The sequence below is a fragment of the Streptomyces sp. NPDC051636 genome, from assembly GCF_044453765.1.
Taxonomy (GTDB): Bacteria; Actinomycetota; Actinomycetes; order Streptomycetales; family Streptomycetaceae; genus Streptomyces.
Map to the genome: position 1 here is coordinate 87,353 of NZ_JBITDA010000019.1, position 16,772 is coordinate 104,124.

Annotated in this window: 16 protein-coding genes and 1 pseudogene; 7 read left to right on the forward strand and 10 right to left on the reverse strand. The window is 72.2% G+C overall.

Translation table 11 applies throughout. The features are described from left to right. Positions 1 to 27: 27 nt before the first annotated feature. Entirely contained in the window at positions 28 to 1,329 is a 1,302-nt protein-coding gene (locus tag ACIBBH_RS28495) for a cytochrome ubiquinol oxidase subunit I (RefSeq protein ID WP_399409397.1), read from the reverse strand. 224 nt (positions 1,330 to 1,553) lie between these two features. Between ACIBBH_RS28495 and ACIBBH_RS28500 the strand changes: the two genes are divergently transcribed. From ACIBBH_RS28500 to ACIBBH_RS28510, 3 genes are all read left to right on the forward strand, one after another. Next, the gene (locus ACIBBH_RS28500) at positions 1,554 to 2,471 is read left to right on the forward strand and encodes a LysR family transcriptional regulator (RefSeq protein ID WP_399409399.1); all 918 of its coding nucleotides are present in this window, start codon (positions 1,554 to 1,556) and stop codon (positions 2,469 to 2,471) included. Between the two features lie 242 nt (positions 2,472 to 2,713). Beyond that, positions 2,714 to 3,037, forward strand: coding sequence for a 2Fe-2S iron-sulfur cluster-binding protein (locus ACIBBH_RS28505; protein WP_399409401.1), 324 nt, complete (start codon positions 2,714 to 2,716; stop codon positions 3,035 to 3,037). After that, entirely contained in the window at positions 3,037 to 4,308 is a 1,272-nt protein-coding gene (locus ACIBBH_RS28510; protein WP_399409403.1) for an NAD(P)/FAD-dependent oxidoreductase, read from the forward strand. Before ACIBBH_RS28505 ends, ACIBBH_RS28510 begins: the two co-directional genes overlap by 1 nt. A gap of 98 nt (positions 4,309 to 4,406) precedes the next feature. On the opposite strand, the gene ACIBBH_RS28515 is transcribed toward ACIBBH_RS28510, so the two are convergent. Then, positions 4,407 to 5,882 (reverse strand): multicopper oxidase family protein, encoded by a 1,476-nt coding sequence (locus ACIBBH_RS28515; RefSeq protein WP_399409405.1) that lies wholly within the window; start codon positions 5,880 to 5,882, stop codon positions 4,407 to 4,409. Positions 5,883 to 6,332: 450 nt separating this feature from the next. On the opposite strand from ACIBBH_RS28515, the gene ACIBBH_RS28520 reads away from it, so the two are divergent. After that, complete coding sequence (locus tag ACIBBH_RS28520) at positions 6,333 to 7,199, forward strand: aromatic prenyltransferase (RefSeq protein ID WP_399409407.1); 867 nt, start codon at positions 6,333 to 6,335, stop codon at positions 7,197 to 7,199. Continuing rightward, positions 7,196 to 7,584 (forward strand): annotated as a pseudogene (locus ACIBBH_RS28525) (shikimate kinase). Before ACIBBH_RS28520 ends, ACIBBH_RS28525 begins: the two are co-directional and overlap by 4 nt. A gap of 5 nt (positions 7,585 to 7,589) precedes the next feature. Here ACIBBH_RS28525 and ACIBBH_RS28530 read toward each other — a convergent pair. Next, positions 7,590 to 7,721: a hypothetical protein gene (locus ACIBBH_RS28530; protein ID WP_399409409.1), complete on the reverse strand. Its 132-nt coding sequence runs from the start codon at positions 7,719 to 7,721 to the stop codon at positions 7,590 to 7,592. Between the two features lie 408 nt (positions 7,722 to 8,129). Between ACIBBH_RS28530 and ACIBBH_RS28535 the strand changes: the two genes are divergently transcribed. Both ACIBBH_RS28535 and ACIBBH_RS28540 read left to right on the forward strand, forming a co-directional pair. Continuing rightward, positions 8,130 to 8,870 carry a hypothetical protein gene (locus tag ACIBBH_RS28535; protein ID WP_399409411.1) on the forward strand — a complete coding sequence of 247 codons (741 nt, stop codon included), beginning with the start codon at positions 8,130 to 8,132 and terminating at the stop codon, positions 8,868 to 8,870. Then, complete coding sequence (locus ACIBBH_RS28540; protein WP_399409413.1) at positions 8,867 to 9,532, forward strand: response regulator; 666 nt, start codon at positions 8,867 to 8,869, stop codon at positions 9,530 to 9,532. The genes ACIBBH_RS28535 and ACIBBH_RS28540 overlap by 4 nt, the downstream gene beginning before the upstream one ends. A 182-nt stretch (positions 9,533 to 9,714) precedes the next feature. On the opposite strand, the gene ACIBBH_RS28545 is transcribed toward ACIBBH_RS28540, so the two are convergent. From ACIBBH_RS28545 to ACIBBH_RS28575, 7 genes are read right to left on the reverse strand one after another with little or no spacing between them, the layout of a single operon-like run. Further along, positions 9,715 to 11,118, reverse strand: a complete 1,404-nt coding sequence (locus ACIBBH_RS28545) for a nucleotide pyrophosphatase/phosphodiesterase family protein (protein ID WP_399409415.1) — start codon at positions 11,116 to 11,118, stop codon at positions 9,715 to 9,717. Then, positions 11,115 to 12,284 (reverse strand): metabolite traffic protein EboE, encoded by a 1,170-nt coding sequence (eboE, locus tag ACIBBH_RS28550; RefSeq protein WP_399409417.1) that lies wholly within the window; start codon positions 12,282 to 12,284, stop codon positions 11,115 to 11,117. The genes ACIBBH_RS28545 and eboE overlap by 4 nt, the downstream gene beginning before the upstream one ends. Further along, positions 12,284 to 13,147, reverse strand: coding sequence for a TatD family hydrolase (locus tag ACIBBH_RS28555; protein WP_399409419.1), 864 nt, complete (start codon positions 13,145 to 13,147; stop codon positions 12,284 to 12,286). Before ACIBBH_RS28555 ends, eboE begins: the two co-directional genes overlap by 1 nt. After that, on the reverse strand, positions 13,147 to 13,803 hold the full coding sequence (locus ACIBBH_RS28560; RefSeq protein WP_399409421.1) for an EboA domain-containing protein: 657 nt from the start codon (positions 13,801 to 13,803) through the stop codon (positions 13,147 to 13,149). Before ACIBBH_RS28560 ends, ACIBBH_RS28555 begins: the two co-directional genes overlap by 1 nt. Continuing rightward, the gene (locus tag ACIBBH_RS28565) at positions 13,773 to 14,693 is read right to left on the reverse strand and encodes a sugar phosphate isomerase/epimerase family protein (protein ID WP_399409423.1); all 921 of its coding nucleotides are present in this window, start codon (positions 14,691 to 14,693) and stop codon (positions 13,773 to 13,775) included. The genes ACIBBH_RS28560 and ACIBBH_RS28565 overlap by 31 nt, the downstream gene beginning before the upstream one ends. Beyond that, positions 14,690 to 15,544: an SCO3242 family prenyltransferase gene (locus tag ACIBBH_RS28570; RefSeq protein ID WP_399409425.1), complete on the reverse strand. Its 855-nt coding sequence runs from the start codon at positions 15,542 to 15,544 to the stop codon at positions 14,690 to 14,692. The genes ACIBBH_RS28565 and ACIBBH_RS28570 overlap by 4 nt, the downstream gene beginning before the upstream one ends. After that, positions 15,541 to 16,695, reverse strand: a complete 1,155-nt coding sequence (locus ACIBBH_RS28575) for an inositol-3-phosphate synthase (RefSeq protein WP_399409427.1) — start codon at positions 16,693 to 16,695, stop codon at positions 15,541 to 15,543. The genes ACIBBH_RS28570 and ACIBBH_RS28575 overlap by 4 nt, the downstream gene beginning before the upstream one ends. Between the last annotated feature and the right edge of the window lie 77 nt (positions 16,696 to 16,772).

The window sequence follows — 16,772 nt, forward strand, 5'->3', positions numbered from 1 at the left end:
CTCAACTCTCTCGGATCGAAGGCCGGTTCAGAACGCCGGGGCCGGCTGCTTGTCGCCGATGCCGCCGACGGGGTCCTCGGGCAGTTCCTCGGGCAGCGGCTCGGTGGCGCCGATCTGTGCCGCGTCGGGGCCCCGCACAGCGAAGCGGGTGATCAGGGTCCAGTTCGTGACCGCCAGCGCGACGAAGATCGCGATGAACAGGGTGCAGGAGACGAGCAAGGACGTCCTGCTGACCTGGGAGACGGCGTCCTCGACCCTCAACTGGCCATAGACGAGCCAGGGCTGACGCCCGACCTCGCGCACGACCCAGCCGCCGACCGAGGCGATGAAGGCGAACGGGATCATCGCGGTCATCAGGTAGGAGACCCAGCGCCAGCGCACCAGCCGGTCCTTCCACAGCAGGAAGACGGCGATGAACGTGAGGGTCGAGATGGTGTTGCCGATGATCGTCATCGAGTTCATCCCGATGTGGACCCAGCTCTCGTGCGGCACGTAGGTGCCCGGCCCGTGCTGTTCGACGAGCCGGCGCTGCGCTTCGGCGACGCCGGAGTCCTCCAGGACGGCGTACTTCATGGGCTGCGTCCGCTTGATCACCGGCATCTGCAGCTGGCCGACGACGACGACGAAGAAGGAGGCGAGCATGGACACCCAGGTGCCCAGCCGCATCGAGCTGCGGAACAGCTCGGTCTCCTTGGTGCCGCGGGCGAAGTGCCAGGCACTGATGCCGAGCATGAAGACCCCGCCGGTGGTGAGCGCGGCCAGCACGACGTGGCCGAGGGCGACCAGGGCATTGCCGTTGGTGAGCAGCGCCCCGAAGTCGGTCAGGTAGGCGGTGCCGCCGCGGACCTTGTAGCCGACCGGGTGCTGCAGGAAGCCGTTGGCGACGAGGATGAAGTACGCGGAGGCGTACGCGGTCAGGGCGACGAGCCAGATGAGCGTGACGTGCACGCCGCGGCGCAGCTGGCCCCAGCCGAAGATCCACATGCCGAGGAAGGTGGACTCGGCGAAGAAGGCGACGAGGGTCTCCAGGGCGAGCGGGGCGCCGAAGACGTTGCCCGCGAACTTGCTCAGGCCGCTCCAGCTGAGCCCGAACTGGAACTCCATGACGAGGCCGGTGACGATGCCGACCGCGTAGTTGATGACGTACAGCTGGCCCCAGAAGCGGGTCATGCGCTCGCGCACGGCCCTCTTGGCGGCGTCCTTGGTGTACGCGGCCCGGGTGTGCATGAAGGCCACCAGCGGCACGAGACCCATGGTGAGGATCACGAACAGCCAGTGGATACCGGTGGTGGCCGCGAACTGGAGCCGGGCCAGATCCGCAGCGCTCATGGCGGGACCTTCCTTGCCGGAGGGTGACGGAAAGACGACAACGACGACAGGACGACGGGGGAGGACAGGTACGGGGGTCCTCGCGTCGCGTGTACAGGCGCCGGGCGCCGTCGCCCGTCACCTGTGCGATGACCCTGGTGAGACCGTAGAGACAATGCTTATGCATTTCCAAGACCGGTTTTGCCATGGGACGATGCCTCCACAGGCATAAGTGAAGGTGGATCGTGGATCTGCTGCAATTGCGCTATTTCCAGGCTGTAGCGCGTTTCGAGCACATCAGCCGCGCCGCGGAGGAACTGGGCATCGCCCAGCCCTCGCTCAGCCGCACCATCGCGCGCCTGGAGGCCGAGCTGGGCTCCCCGCTGTTCGAGCGGCAGGGCCGCGGGATCAGGCTCAACGAGTACGGGGCGATGTTCCTGCGCCACGTCGACGGCGCCCTCAGCGAACTCGACGACGGCATCAGGGCCGTACGCGAGGCCGGCGACCTGGGACTCGGCCGGGTCAGCATCGCCTGCGAGACCCTCCTGACCATCACCACGGTCCTCGGCAGCTTCCGCGCCACCCAACCCCGCGCCGACGTACGGCTCTTCCAGTCGAACGCGGAGGAGATGGAACGCCAGCTGCGCGTGGGCGAGGTCGACTTCTGCGTCGCCTCACAGTCGCTGACCGGCCCGCACCTGGAGTCGATCGAGCTCACCCGCGAAGAGGTGCTGCTCGCCGTTCCGCGCGGCCACTGGCTGGACGGGCGGGAGAGCGTGACGATCCCCGAGATCGCCGGCGAGCCCTTCGTCACCACACGCAAGAACCACTGGCAACGCACCCTCCTGGACCGGCTGTTCGCATCAGAGGGGCTCACGCCGGTGCTGTCGTGCGAGGGCGACGAGCCGGGCGCGAGCCAGGTCCTGATCAGCGCCGGTCTCGGCATCGGACTGATCCCGGCGATGTCCCGGCAGGCCGGCACCGAGACACGTGTCCCGGTGGCCTGGGTGCACCTGGACGCCCCCGCCTGCTACCGGCTGCTCTCCCTCGTCTGGCGCCGCGACGCCTACCTGTCCGAAGCCGCCCTGAAGTTCCGGGAGTTCATCACCTCCCGCCCGTTCATGACCCACCACCTGCCCGAACCGCGCCGCCGCACGCCCTAGCGCTTCTCGAGCCGGGCCGGTCCTGGCGCGCGGGAAAGTCCTCTGGTACGGTCCGGTTCTGCCGCTCTGTACCCGGCTTGGGATATCACATGTCCCAACGACCGCTGTGCGACGGCGAGTTGGCGAGGTGTCGCGTCCCCACCAACTCTCCAGCGGTACTCCACCACTCTTCACCGGCCGCTTGATCGGTATCCGGGTCACAGCCTGCGTGCCGCGCGCGGCCGAGCGCTTGGAGTTCTTCCATGCCCAAGATCACGTACGTCTCCTCCAGCGGCAACGAGCGGTCCATCGACGTCCCCGTCGGCACGAGCGTCATGCGCGGTGCCGTATTCAACGACGTCGAAGGCGTCGTCGCCCAGTGCGGCGGCAACATGCAGTGCGCGACCTGCCATGTGTACGTCGACGAGACCACCCTGGACAAGCTGGAACCCCGTCAGCCGGGCGAGGACGAGATGCTCGACTTCACCGCGTGCACCCGCCGGCCCAACAGCCGGCTCAGCTGCCAGCTGAAGGTGACCGAAGCGATGGACGGCCTGATCGTCCACACCCCCGAACGGCAGGACTGATGTCCCATCACGTGCAGCCCGCGTCCGTGGTCGTCGTGGGCGCCGGGCAGGGCGGCTACCGGACGGCGGCGTCCCTGCGCGAGCAGGGCTTTGCCGGGCGCATCACGCTCATCAGCGCCGAGGACGCCCTCCCCTACGAATGGCCGCCGCTGTCCAAGGCGTACCTCAAGGGCGAGGCGGACGAGACACAGCTGTGGCTGCGGCCCGTGACGTACTACGGACGGCAGTCGATCGACCTGGTCACGGGCACCGTGACCGAGATCGACCGGGCCGCCCGCACGGTCCGCCTCGCCGACGGCACCGCCTGTGACTACGGCCATCTCGTGCTGGCCACCGGCGCCCGCCCCCGCACCCTCGACGTGCCGGGAGCCGGGCTGCGCGGCGTGTACACCCTGCGCACCGCACGGGACGCCGCCGCGCTGCGCGACGCACTCACCGTCGCCGAGCGCGTCGTGGTGATCGGGGCCGGGTTCATCGGCCTGGAAGCCGCCGCAGCAGCACGCGGCTCGGGCTGCGAGGTGACGGTCGTCGAGGCGCGGGGCCGCCCGCTCACCCGCGTCGCCTCCGCGCCCACCGCCGAGCACTTCACGCGGCTGCATCGCCGGGAGGGCACCCGGCTGCTGTTCGGCCGGGGCGTCGCGGCCCTGCGCGGCACCTACCGGTGGGGACGCGTGGCGGCGGTGCAGCTGACGGACGGCAGCCGCCTGCCGGCCGACCTGGTCCTGGTCGCCGTCGGCGTCACCCCGCGCACGGAACTGGCCGCCGCGGCCGGCCTCCCGGTCACAGGGGGGATCACCGTCGACGCGCGGCTGCTCACCGAGGACCCGCACATCTCGGCCATCGGCGACTGCGCGGCGTTCCCACAGGTGTCCTCCGGGAACCGTATGCGGCTCGAATCCGTGCAGAACGCGGTGGGCCACGCCCGGTTCGTCGCCCGACGACTGACCGGGGCGGACCGGTCCTACGACGAAGTTCCCTGGTTCTGGAGCGACCAGTTCTCCACGACCCTGCAGATCGCCGGACTCGACGAGGGCCACGACAGCGAGGTGGTCCTCGGGGACGATCCCGAGGCGTTCTCCGTCCTGCTCTTCCGCGGGCAGACGCTGCAGGCGGTCGAATCCGTCAACCGCCCCGCCGACCACCTGGCGGCACGCCAACTCCTCGTCGGAAGAAGCAGGCTGACCCCCCACGACGTCACCGAAGAAGGATTCTCCCGCAAGGGACACCTCGCGCACCTCACAAGCGGCCGGCCGGCGTCCTTCGCCGGCTGATCCAGGCCTGGCCGAGACGTCCGGCACTGCGGGGCGCCAGGCACCAGGCCCGGTGCGTCGTGGACGTCACGGCTCACCCACGGCGGCGGCCCTGCTGCCTAGGTGGTGCTTGGGTTCTTGGTGACACGGAAGTTCGCCATCATGCCCATCGCCGCGTGGTCGAACATGTGGCAGTGGTACACGTACGTGCCCTCGTAGCCCGTGAAGGTCGCCTGCAGCTTGACCGTGCCCCCGGGCGGGATGGCGACGGTGTCCTTCAGCCCGCTCTCAGGTCCGGATGTGACGGGCTTGCCGTCGCGCTCCAGTACGCGGAACTGCACCAGGTGGATGTGGAAGTTGTGCGGAGTGAAGACATTGGCGTTGTGCACGGTCCAGATCTCCGTGGCCCCGTACTCGACCTCGGTGTCGATCCGGTCCATGTCGTACGCCTTGCCGTTGATGAACGCGTCCATGGTCGCGCCGGTCTCGTCCATGCTCAGCTCGAAGCTGCGGTTGACCGTGGCGCTGCCCGGGGCGGGCAGCTTGCGCAGGGTGGCGGGCACGCTGCTGGTGTCCACGGCGGGACCGGTGACCCGGAACTGCAGGACCCTGCCGACCTGGTCGGCGGGGTCGCCGGGCAGCATCGGCGCGGTGTTGGCGAGGATCAGCCTGGTGCCGGCGGCGTACCGGGAGAAGTCGACGACGATGTCGGCGCGCTCACCGGGCGAGAGAGTCACGGATGTCACGTCGACCGGCTTCTCCAGCAGCCCGCCGTCGGAGCCGATCTGCTGGAAGGCCGAACCGTCGGACAACTGCAACGTGAAGAACCGGAGGTTGGCCGTGTTGAACAGCCGGAAGCGGTACTTGCGGGCGGCGACCGCGAAGTACGGCCAGGCCCTGCCGTTCGCCAGCAGCACCGTGCGTTTCATGAAGTCGCCCATGGAGTAGACGAGTTGACCGCTGTCGTCGAAGCGCGCGTCACGCAACGCGATCGGCACGTCGTAGGTGCCCGAGGGAAGATCCAGGCTCCGCTCCACGTCGTCGGTGAGCAGATAGAAGCCGGTCAGCCCGCGGTAGACGGTCTCCGACTCCAGGTGGTGGGCGTGATCGTGGAACCACAGGTTCGCGTGCGGCTGAGCGTTGGGGTACGTGTACGTCTTCGTCCCGCCGCCCGGCGCGATGAGGTCCATGGGGGAGCCGTCGCTGCTCTGGGGAACATGGGCGCCGTGCAGGTGGACCGAGGCGGGCACGCTCAGCCCATTGGTCTGCTTGACCACGACGCGCCGACCGGAGACCGCCTTGATGAGGGGACCGGGGAAGTTCCCGTTGAAGGTACGGACCCGGGTCAGGCGCCCCGGCAGGATCTCCGCGTCCGCTTCCTTCATGGTCATCTCGTAGTAGCTGGTCGTGCCGGACACGCGCGTCGGCTGCAGCACCTTGGGCACCGGCATCGCCTGCTGGAACTGCGGGATGGTCGTCGGGTCCAGGTCGGTGGCCTGTGCAGGGCTGGACATGGCGGGCACCAGCAGGCCCGCACCACCGAGAGCGCCGGTGAGAGCCGCCCCTGTCTTGAGGACGGTTCTGCGCTGGATCATGTCCCCTCCCCGAGGAGTGTTGCGTTGTGACGGAAGATCAAAGGCCTCCCGCACAGAATGCACGGGGTCCCCTTTCGGGGTCCTGGAGCCCGGCTGGAGCACAGGATGTGGACTCCAAGGCGTTGATGCCTCTCGTCCGTCCGGAGCCCGGGAGTGCACGGAGAGGCGGTTCAGTGCTTTCTCGACTGGTCCCCGAGCCGCGGAAACGATGATTGAGCCCGTACGGCCCGAACTCGCCGCTTGGGGGAAACCATGGCTGACGGCGCACCGCGGGGCTTCGCCGCCGCAGTTGAGCTGCGGGGCAGGAACCGCGCCGTTCGCCGAGCACGAGGTCTGGCCGTTCCAGAGGACTCCGGGTCGTGACAGCGGTCCTCATCTGTACGAGCAGCAAGCAGACGTTCCACACCGACACCTGGGGATTTGATGTCCGAAAAAGCTCATACAGAACGCTTGTACTCGGCCGTGGAGGAAGCGGCCGGGCTGTTGGACATACCCTGCTCGCGCGACAAGATGTGGCCGGCCCTGACCGCGTTCCAGGACGTGATCACTTCGCCCATTGTCTTCAACATGGTGACCAGCGGGGGCCGCATCGGAGACCTCTCCTTCGACTTCATGATGTCGCCGAGCGCCGGCGACCCCTATGCGCTTGCCCTGTCGCACGGCCTTGCCGATGAAACGGACCATCCGGTCCGCGCTCTTTTCTCGGACCTCCAGGCGCGATTCCCCGTTCAGGCTTTCGGCGTCGACTACAGGATCAACGGCGGCTTCAGCAAGTCCTACGCCTTCTTCCCGCTGGGCGACTTGCAGGGACTGGCAGAGCTCGCCGGCGTCCCGTCCATGCCCCGCGGTCTGTCCGAGCACGTGAGCACGTTCGCCCACTATGGCCTGGACGGCAAGGTGTCGGCCATCGCGATCGACTATGCGCGCAGAACGTGGAACGTGTACTTCAACGGACTCTCCGCCGAATACGTCGAGCGCAAAGCAGTCCTGTCGATGATTCGCGACTTCGGACTGCCGGAGCCGAGCGAGCAGCTGCTGGACTTCATCGAGACCTCGTCAGCGCTGTACCCCACCTTCGGCTGGGATTCTTCGAAGATCGAGCGGATCAGTTTTTCCACAAGGACCACGGACCCGGCAGCACTTCCCGCTCGTATCGAGCCGAAACTCGAGAAATTCGCCAGAAGTGTGCCGTACGCGTACGAGGGTGAGCGTGTGCTCGTTTACGCCGGTGCACTGTCACACAGCGAGGAATATTACAAGCTCGCTGTCTATCACCAGTTCTCCGAAGCCCATGACCGGGTCCGCTCCGCGAGCTGACGTACGCCGGCGGCCGCTCGGCCACCCGGCTGCTCGGCTGCGGCTTCCGGGACACCGACGACGACATCGTCACCGCGCAGGGCCGCGCCGTCGCGGAGATAATCCTCGACGAGGGCGAGGCGCACTTCCGCGCGCTGGAGAGGGCGTCCGTGGCCACCGCTGTCGCCGAGCACGAGGGGCCGGACTGAACGTGGCACGGCCGCTGCCGGCCGTCGACCCCCGCAAGCAGTGGCCGGAGCTGACGCAGGCACCCCGGCATCTGTACACCGAGGCCGCCGGGGCGGTCGTGGCCACCGACGGCCGGCCCCCCGGCGAGGTCACCCAGGCCGTCCTCGACCTCCTGCAACCACACCGGGGCCGTCCGGCCGGCGGCGCCGAGCGCTGATGACCTCAGGGCCCGCCCGGCGAACCGGCGGCCGAGGCGCTGCGGGCGTACAGCGCGCCGTCGACACCGCTCGGCCGGTGCGCCCCGGTCGCCGGGCCCGGGCCGGGCGGCGGCGGGGCGCGCGGGCTTGCCGCCATCCTCGCGGTGTACGCCGGCCGGTACGAGCGGCTGCGGGCGCGGGACCCCGGTCCGGCGGCCGAACTCGACGCTCGCTCCCGTCGTGCTCGAACCCTCCTGGTGCGCACGGGACGTGCGCTGACGCCACCTCTAGGGTGGCTCTGCAAGGTGTCGCGCCCGCCTGCCGCCCCATCCCCCGTCGGCGGGCGGGCGCGTCGGATCTGTGCCCCGCCGGCGGTCCCCGTCCCGCGCATTCCCTCGCCCTCATGTCACCTCCGCCGGGGCTGTCCTGTCCTGTTGGTGGACGGTGCGTGCGGAAGGGGAGGAAGCGGGAGCCGAGGCCGCCGACGGCCGGGCGCTGAGGACGACCACGGGGCAGAGCCTTTCCCCTAGCGCCCGCCCCGCTCATGTCCAAGGAGGGGCTTCGTGTGATCCGGATCGAAGAGTTCGAGGAAGTGCGGTCCCTGCTGTTCTCGATCGCCTGCCGCGTCCTGGGCAGCGTCAGCGCGGCCCGGGACGCGGTCGAGGAGACCTGGCTGCGCGACGAGAGCGCCCCCACCGTGCCCGTCCCGGCCGAGGCGTTCCCGTCCGCCGAGGTCACTCGCATCTCCCGGAACGTCCTGCGCCCGGCCCGGGTACGGCAGGACACGTACGCCGGTCCGTGGCTCGCCGGGCCGCTGCCGGGCGACGCCGTCCAGAACCCCGAGCGGCCGGCGGAGCCGGCCGCGTCGCTGTCGACGGCGGCCGTGCCGCGGGAGGTCTCCGGCCGCGCCGTCGCGCGGACCGCGCCGGCCGTGGGCTGCTCGGAGTCCGCCTGCCACCAGCGCGCCGCCTCAGTGACGGCGCTGAGCGAGGTCGGCGGCGGGACCCTGCCCCGGCCCGGGTGCGTCGTCGGCGCGGACCAGGTGGCCGGCGTGCTCGCGGCGATCGTCCCGGCGGTGCTCCGCGTCGGCGTCACCGTGCGGCCGCAGGACGTGGACGGCGGCTCCGGCGCGGTCTTCCGCGACCGCCACGGCGCCCTCTTCGGCGCTCTGGCGCTCGACATCCTCGACCGGGCGGATCCGGACCGTCCGCCGGGTGACCGAACCGGAGGGGCTCGGCGGCGCGGGGGAGACGGCATGACGACCGGCGCCCCCACGGCCGCGCCGTCCGCGGGCCGGCCGTCATGATCCGCGTCCTGCTGGCCGACGACCAGCCGGTCCTGCGCGGCGGGCTGCGCGCGCTCCTCGACGCCGAGGACGACGTCGAGGTGGTCGCCGAGGCCGCCGACGGCGCGCAGGCCCTGCGGCTGGTCCGGCAGCGGCTGCCCGACATCCTGCTCACCGACGTGACCCTGCCGGCCGTCGACGGCATCGAGGTGACCCGGCGCATCACCGCCGACCCGGCCCTGGTCCGGGTGCGCGTCGTCATCCTGACCGGTGACGGGCGCGACGGGCACGTCTTCGACGCGCTGCGGGCCGGCGCCGCCGGATTCCTCCTCAAGGACATCGCGCCCACCGACCTCGTGCACGCCCTGCGGGTCGTCGCGCGCGGCGACGCCCTGCTCGCCCCCTCGGTCACCCACAAGGTGATCAGCCGGCTCGTCGCCCGGCCGCTGCCGCCACCCGCGAGGACGGGGCTCCTCGCGGAGCTGACCGACCGTGAGCGTGAGGCCGTCGCCCTGGTCGCGCGCGGGCTGTCCACCGACCAGATCGCCGACCGCATGGTGATCAGCCCGCTGACCGCGAAGTCCCACATCGCCCGGGCCCGGTCCAAGCTGCGGGCCCGCGGCCGGGTCCACCTCGTGGGCCTCGCCTACGAGTCCGGCCTGGTCCCCCCGCACGGCGGCTGAGTACTGCGGAGACCAGCACCGCAGGGGCGACATCCGGATCACCGAGGCCGTGCGCGGCACGGTCGTGCTCCGCACCCGTGCGCAGTGGACCACGGCAGGGCGCGGGGCGCGTCGAGCGGGTGGAAGCACAGCCCGCGCCGGTCGTGCGAAAGAACCGCCCGCGGCCGGCTCCGGACAGGACGTCAGACCCGGCCCCCACCCGGCGACGCGAGATCCAGCAGCAGGTCCTTGACCTCGGTCGCCTCGTACCGCTCGCGGGCACCGCGGGGATCAGAGCACAGCAGGACCGGGCTGTCCTGCGGGTCGACGGGCAGCCGGCCGTGCGTGCCGCGCACGGCGACGGCACCTGCGTCCAGGCCGACCGCGCTCATCAGATACCGCAGGCCCAGCTTCTTGCGCGCCAGCGCCACCGCGGTCCGGAACCTGGCGGCGCCCGGGGCCGCGGGGTCGAAGAACAGCTCGGCCGGGTCGTACCCGGGCTTGCGGTGGATCTCCACCAGCCGGGCGAAGTCCGGTGCGCGGTCGTCGTCCAGCCAGTAGTAGTAGGTGAACCAGGCCTCCGGCTCGGCGACCAGGACGAGATCACCGGCCCGCGGATGGTCCAGGCCGTGTGCCGCCTTCTCCGCCTCGCCCAGCACCTCGGCGACGCCGGGCACTTCGGCGCACACCTTGCGCACCATGGGCAGGTCGGCCGGATCGCGGACGTAGATGTGCGCGATCTGGTGGTCGGCAACGGCGAACGCGCGCGACGTCCACGGGTCCAGGTACTCCATGCCGGCCTGGGTGTACACCCGCAGCAACCCCTCGCGGCGCAGCGCCCGGTTGACGTCGACCGGACGCCTCGCCGGCGTGATGCCGTACTCCGACAGCGCCACCACGGTCGCGCCGCGGTCGCGCGCCGCGTCGAGCAGCGGCCCGAGCACCCTGTCCAGGCGTGCCGCGGCGGACGCGGCCCGCCGCCCGTCCGGGCCGAACCGCTGCAGGTCGTAGTCGAGGTGCGGCACGTACACCAGCGTCAGGTCCGGGTCGTGGCGCGCCATGATGTGCTGCGCGGCGCGGCATATCCACTTCGACGAAGCCATGCCCGCGCCCGGGCCCCAGTAGTTGAACAGCGGGAAGGTGCCCAGCGCGGCGGTGAGTTCGTCGTGCAGCTCCGGCGGGTCGGTGTAGCAGTCGGGGTCCTTGCGGCCGTCGGCGTGGTAGACCGGGCGCGGGGTCACCGTCCAGTCGGTGGCCGCTCCCATCGCGTACCACCAGCAGATGTTGGCGACCGTGTACCCGGGATGGCGCCGGCGTGCCGCGTCCCACAGCTTGTCCCCGCCCACGAGCGCGTTGTGCTGGCGCCACAGCAGGACTTCGCCGAGGTCGCGGAAGTACCAGCCGTTGCCGACAATGCCGTGCTCGCGCGGCGGTGCGCCGGTGAGCAGCGTGGCCTGCACCGAGCAGGTGACCGCGGGCAGGACCGGGGCGAGTTGGGCCTGCCAGCCCGTGCGGGCGGTCGCGGCCAGCCGCGGCATGTGCTTGAGCAGACGCGGAGTGAGCCCGACGACGTCGAGCACGACGAGGGGAGTGGGTCGGCGGTTCAATGGGTCATCTCCCTCACGGGTTGTTCGCGCAGCCCCAGGGCGAGCAGTTCGTCCCGGGCGAAGGCCACCTCGGCGGCGATGCCCTCGGCCAGCCGGCCGGGACCGGAGGGACGCTGGGCCGGCGGCAGCACGTTCCAGGTGTACGTCTCCACCTCCAGGTGGTCGCACAGCGCCCGGTCGCCTCCGACGAGCACGGCCAGCGCACCGCGCAACACGTCGAGCGTGGCGTGCAGCGGCGGCTGCGGGGCGGCGTGCAGCGGCACGTGGTAGTGCACCCGCCACGGCCCGGGGAAGCCCGCCTCGAGCGCGTCGGTCAGGTCGTCGGCGGCGTGCCCGGCGGCGGACCGGGTCTGGTGGAGGAACCGGGGCTCGGCGTATCCCCGCAGCGCGGCGGATGTTCCGGCCTGTTCCGGATGGTCCGCACCGAGGGCGGCGGACACCTGCACCTTCACCACCGGCAGGCCCGCACCGGCCAGCCGGGCCAGCGCGGCGCCCGGCTCCTCCCACCCGCACGCCAGGTGGGCCAGGTCCAGGCACACCCCGAGGTACCGGGTGTCGACGCCGGACAGCCCGTCGGCCACCTGCTCGGTCGATTCCAGCACGCAGCCGGGTTCCGGTTCGAACCCGACGCGGATCAGCCGCCCGGTTCGCGCGTGCACGGCCCGGAGTTGGTCCGCCAGTTCGGCGAGCCGCCGCCCGGCCGCCGCCCGGTGCCGTGCGGTCCAGGGCGTGCGCCAGGCCAGCGGCAGCGTGGACACCGAGCCGCGGGCGGCGTCGTCGGGGAGCAGCCCGGCCAGCACCCGGGCCAGGTCGACCGTGTAGGCCATGCGTTCGTCGGTCAGCCAGTCCGGCCGGTACACGGCGTGCTTGACCACCGGGGCGTGAAAGGCGCGGTAGGGGAAGCCGTTGCAGGTGACCACCTCCAGCCCGCGCGCGTCGAGGTCGCGGCGCAGCCTGTCCACCGCACCGGGGTCGGCGGCGAGCTGCGCGGCGACCGGCGCGGCCAGCCACAGCCCGACCCCGAGCCGGTCGGCGCCCAGGAGCCGGCGTGCCGTCACCGCGTACGCGTCGAGCTGCCCGACGATCTCCGGCAGTTCCTCGCCGGCGTGGACGTTGGTGCAGTAACCGAGGTGGATCGTCTGCCCGTCGCGATGCCGCAGCCGCATCAGCTGCCTCCGCGGGCGATGGAGTTGCCGGCGAACGCCGAGGCCGGCTCGTCCGCCCCGGATGCCGCCGGAGTAATCTCCAGCCGCCCGGACTGGCCGTAGAACTCCACGGGGTTGCGCCACAGCACCCGGTCCACGTCGTCGTCGGTGAAGGCGGCGGCCAGCATCGCCTGCCCGGTGGCGCGGGTGAGCAGCGGGTCGCTGCGGCCCCAGTCGGCGGCGGAGTTCACCAGCATCCGGTCCGGTCCGTACTCGCGCAGCACCGCCGCCATGCGGTCCGGCGACATCTTGGTGTCCGGGTAGATGGAGAAACCCATCCAGCAGCCGCTGTCGGCGACCAGGCCCACGGTCACCTCGTTGAGGTGGTCGATGACGACCCGTCCGGGTTCGATGCCGGACTCCTTCAGCACGTCCAGCGTGCGCCGGGTGCCGCGCTGCTTGTCGCGGTGCGGGGTGTGCACGAGCACCGGCAGGCCGTGCTCGACGGCCATTTCGAGCTGGGCCGCGAACACCTCGTCCTCCTCCGGGCTCATCGAGTCGTAGCCGACCTCGCCCACGGCGACCACCCCGTCCCTGGCCAGGTAGCGCGGCAGCACGCCGAGCACCTCGCGGCAGCGCGGGTCGTTGGCCTCTTTGGGGTTCAGCGCGATGGCGCAGTGGTGGCGGATGCCGAACTGGCCGGCGCGGAACGGCTCCCAGCCGGTCAGCGAGTCGAAGTAGTCGGTGAACGACCCGGCGCTCGTGCGCGGCTGGCCGAGCCAGAAGGCCGGCTCGACCAGCGCGCGCACGCCGGCCGCCGCCATGCGCTCGTAGTCGTCGGTGGTCCGTGAGGTCATGTGGATGTGCGGGTCGAAGATGCGCATCAGACTGTCTCCTCCTCGCGCTCGCCGGACCGTGCCGGCGCCCGGTCGCCGATCAGCGCCAGCAGGGCGGTCGCGTCGGCGGGCATGGTCCGTCCGGCGGCACGCCGTTCGTCGTCCAGGTCGGCCAGCATCCGGGCCAGTTCGCCGTCGGCACGCCGGTCCAGGTCGGCCACCGCGGTCAGCGGTATGTCCATGAACACGCACTTGAGCACGGCCTGCCGCCACATCCCGTCGTCGAGACGGCGGGCACAGGGTCCGACCGCGGCGGCGATCAGCCGCGGGTCGTTGGTGCGGATCGCGTCGTGGAGCAGGTCCGCCGCGCCGGACCCGATGTCCAGGCCGGGCAGGGCGCGGAGCACCGCGCGCTTCTCGGCCGCGCCACCGTTCCGGTACAGCGCGCCGACCTGCTCGGCCAGCGCCGCGCCGCGCAGCGGCAGCGCGGTCAGCAGCAGTACGCGGGCCGCGTCGTCGACGGTCCAGCCCCCCAGCTCCGGGCCGGGGTCCGTGAGCGGGCCCCGGCCGCATCGCCTGCCCGCGGCGGGGAACAGCGCGGCGACCGCGGCCGGGTCCTGCGTCACCTGCCGCTCGGCGGCGTGCAGCCACGCCGGGTCGGCGACCTGGTCTTTCAGCACGTCTGCGAGATGTCCGCCGGGCATGCGACCTCCTCCGCTTCACGGGTTGCGCCCAGGGCCTCGGCTGCGGCGCGGGCGGCGGTGAGGAACGCCAGCGACGCGCGCGCGACCGCGGGTGCGGCATGGGAGTGGCGGGGCAGCTCCACGGCCGTCAACCCGCCGTATCCGGTGTCGGCGAGGGCGCGCAGCGCGGCCGGGAAGTCGACCTCGCCGGCGCCGAACTCCAGGTGCTCGTGCACACCCCGCCGCATGTCGTCGATCTGCACGTTGACCAGGTGCGGACCGGCCGTGGCCACACAGTCCGCCACCGGCCGCGGCTCGATGCAGCGGCAGTGCCCGATGTCGAGCGTCAGGCCGAAGCAGCCCGGCGCGCCGAGCCTGCCGCGCAGCGTGAACCAGTCGTCGATCGTCTCCACCAGCATGCCGGGTTCCGGTTCGAAACCCAGCCGCACACCCGCGGCGTCCGCCGCGGCCACCACCTCCTCGCAGCCCCGCACCAGGCGGTCCCACGCCTGCGTCTGCGGCACCGTGGCGGGCCGTATGCCGGCCCAGAACGAGACGGCCTCCGCCCCCAGATCCGCTCCGATGCGGACGGCCCGCCGCAGGAATTCGAGCCGGGCCGCGGGTTCGTCGTCGAGCAGCGTCGGGGCGTGCTTGCGCCACGGGTCGAGCAGGTACCGGGCGCCGGTTTCGACGACGACGCCGAGCCCGAGCCGGTCCAGCCGCGTCGCCAGGGCCTCGACCCGGCGGGGCAGGTCCGGTCCGAACGGGTCGAGATGGTGGTGGTCGAGGGTGAGCGCGACGCCTTCGTAGCCGAGATCGGCGATGACGGCGAGCGCGTCCTCCAGCCGGTGGTTGGCGAACCCGTTGGTCCCGTAGCCGAATCGCACGCTCGTGCCGGCGGGGGCGCTCATGTCGGCGACACCCGGCTGGCCAGGATCCGGCCGAGCGGTGCGCAGGCGGCCACCACCGCGGCGGTGCCGGGACGCGCCGACCGCGCGACGAGCGCGCCCTGCAGCGCCGGCAGGCCGGTGATCCCGGCCGCGACCGCCGCCCGTACGCTGTCGGCGTCCGGCGTGGCCAGCGCCCGTACCTGGGCGTCCCCGTAGCCGGCCGCGTACCAGGCGGCCAGCGACCGGACCAGCCCGGGGCGCGGCGCCCGCCCCGAGGCCGCGAGGGCGACACCGGCAGTCCCGATCAGCGTCGCACCCGGCAGCAGGCGGCCGCCGCCGGTCACCTCCCGCCGCGACAGGGCGGTGACCGTGTACGTGTGCGCCGCGACGGTGAGCGCCGGCGCGAGCGCACGTCGCCAGCCGCCCCGGCGCGCACTCGCGCCGAGGAGCACGTCGAGTCCGCGGCAGGCGGCCATGGCGGCCGGGCCGGCCGCGGTGCCCTTCAGCTTCAGGTCGTAGGCCCACACCGCGCCGGTCAGCGGCACCGCCACCGCGAGCGCCCGGCGGCCGCCGGCCAGCCCGGCCAGTGCGAGGCCGGCCGCGCTGAGCCCGGCCGCGACGCCCAGGGCGGCGCCCGCCGTCACCCGGCCGGACGGAATCGGCCGGCCGGGACGCTCGTCGGCGTCCAGGTCCCGGTCCGCCCAGTCGTTGGCCGCCATCCCCGCCCAGTACAGGCAGACCGCGGCCGCGGACAGCCCGGCGGTACGCGGCCCGAGGGCGCCCGCGGCGGCGGCGCCGGCCACGGCGTCCCCGGGCACCGACAGCGCCGCGGGCGCGCGGACCAGCTCCATGATGTCCCGCGGCGTGGTCATCGGCCGCCGCCGAGTCCGGCCCCGACTCCGGCCAGGTACGTGCGCAGCGCCTCCCACTGGGCGTGCAGCGCGTGGTCGACGTCGCCCAGCGGGTCCTTGAAGAAGTACGCGAGCGGCGCCAGCGGCCCCGTGTGCCCGGCCGCGTGCGCGGCCAGGGTGATCCGGGCCAGGTCGAGGACGAGTGGAGCCGCGAGGGCGGAGTCGCAGCCCTGCCAGGTGAACTGCAGGCACATGCCCGTGCCGAGGAAGCCGTTGAACGTGACCAGGTCCCACGCCGTCTTGAAGTCGCCGATGTCGGCCACGTAGTCGATGCGGGTGTCGCCGTCGGGCGCGTACCCGAGGGTCTCGCGCAGCACCCGCTGCTTGCTGGCCGCCTTCGCGGCGTTGGCCTGCGGGTCCGCCAGGTTGGCGCCGTCTCCGCCGCCGAGCAGGTTGATTCCCGACCACGAGCGGACCGCGAGGTTGCGCATCGCGAACATAGGCGCGAGCACCGACTTCAGCAGCGTCTCGCCGGTCTTGCCGTCGTGGCCGGCGTAGGGCAGGCCGCGCTCGGCCGCGAGTTCGGCCAGGGCCGGCAGCCGGGCTCCGGTGGAGGGGGTGAAGTCCACGTACGGGCAGCCGCCGTCGAACGCCGCGTAGGCGTACAGCGAGCTGGGCGGCAGCACCGTGCCCGGGCCGGCCAGCGCGGCGGCCAGCGTGCCGAGGTCGGCGTGCGCGGGGTGCGGCGGGGGAGCGGGCTCGGTGGAGGACAGGTTGACCACCACGACCCGGTCGAGGCCGTGCCGCGCGGCGAACGCCTCGATGTCAGCGGCGATCAGCGTGGCGGCCTCGGCCTGCGTGGCGCCGGCCGGGGCGTGCCGCAGGTTCGCCTCCACCTCGTCGAGATCCTGCTCCAGCGCCTGCACCAGCCGGGCCGGCACGATGCCGGCGGCGGCCAGCTGCTCGGCTTTCTTGGCCACCGGGACCGTGGTCACGTCGTGACCGCCGAAGACCAGGTCGCCGAAGCCGGGCAGCGCCGACACGTCCAGCGCGGGATGAGCGGTCACGCAGCCCACCGGGTCGGCCAGACCGGCGCGCAGCGCAAGCGCTCCGGTCACGCTGGTGGTGGCGACGGATCCGCGGGCACCGATGAGCCAGATGCCAGCACGCACGTTGTCTCCTTCGATCACGAGCACAGTGGATCTTGCGGTCTGCGTCGCGGGCCGAGCCGGAAGCGGTACGGACCGGC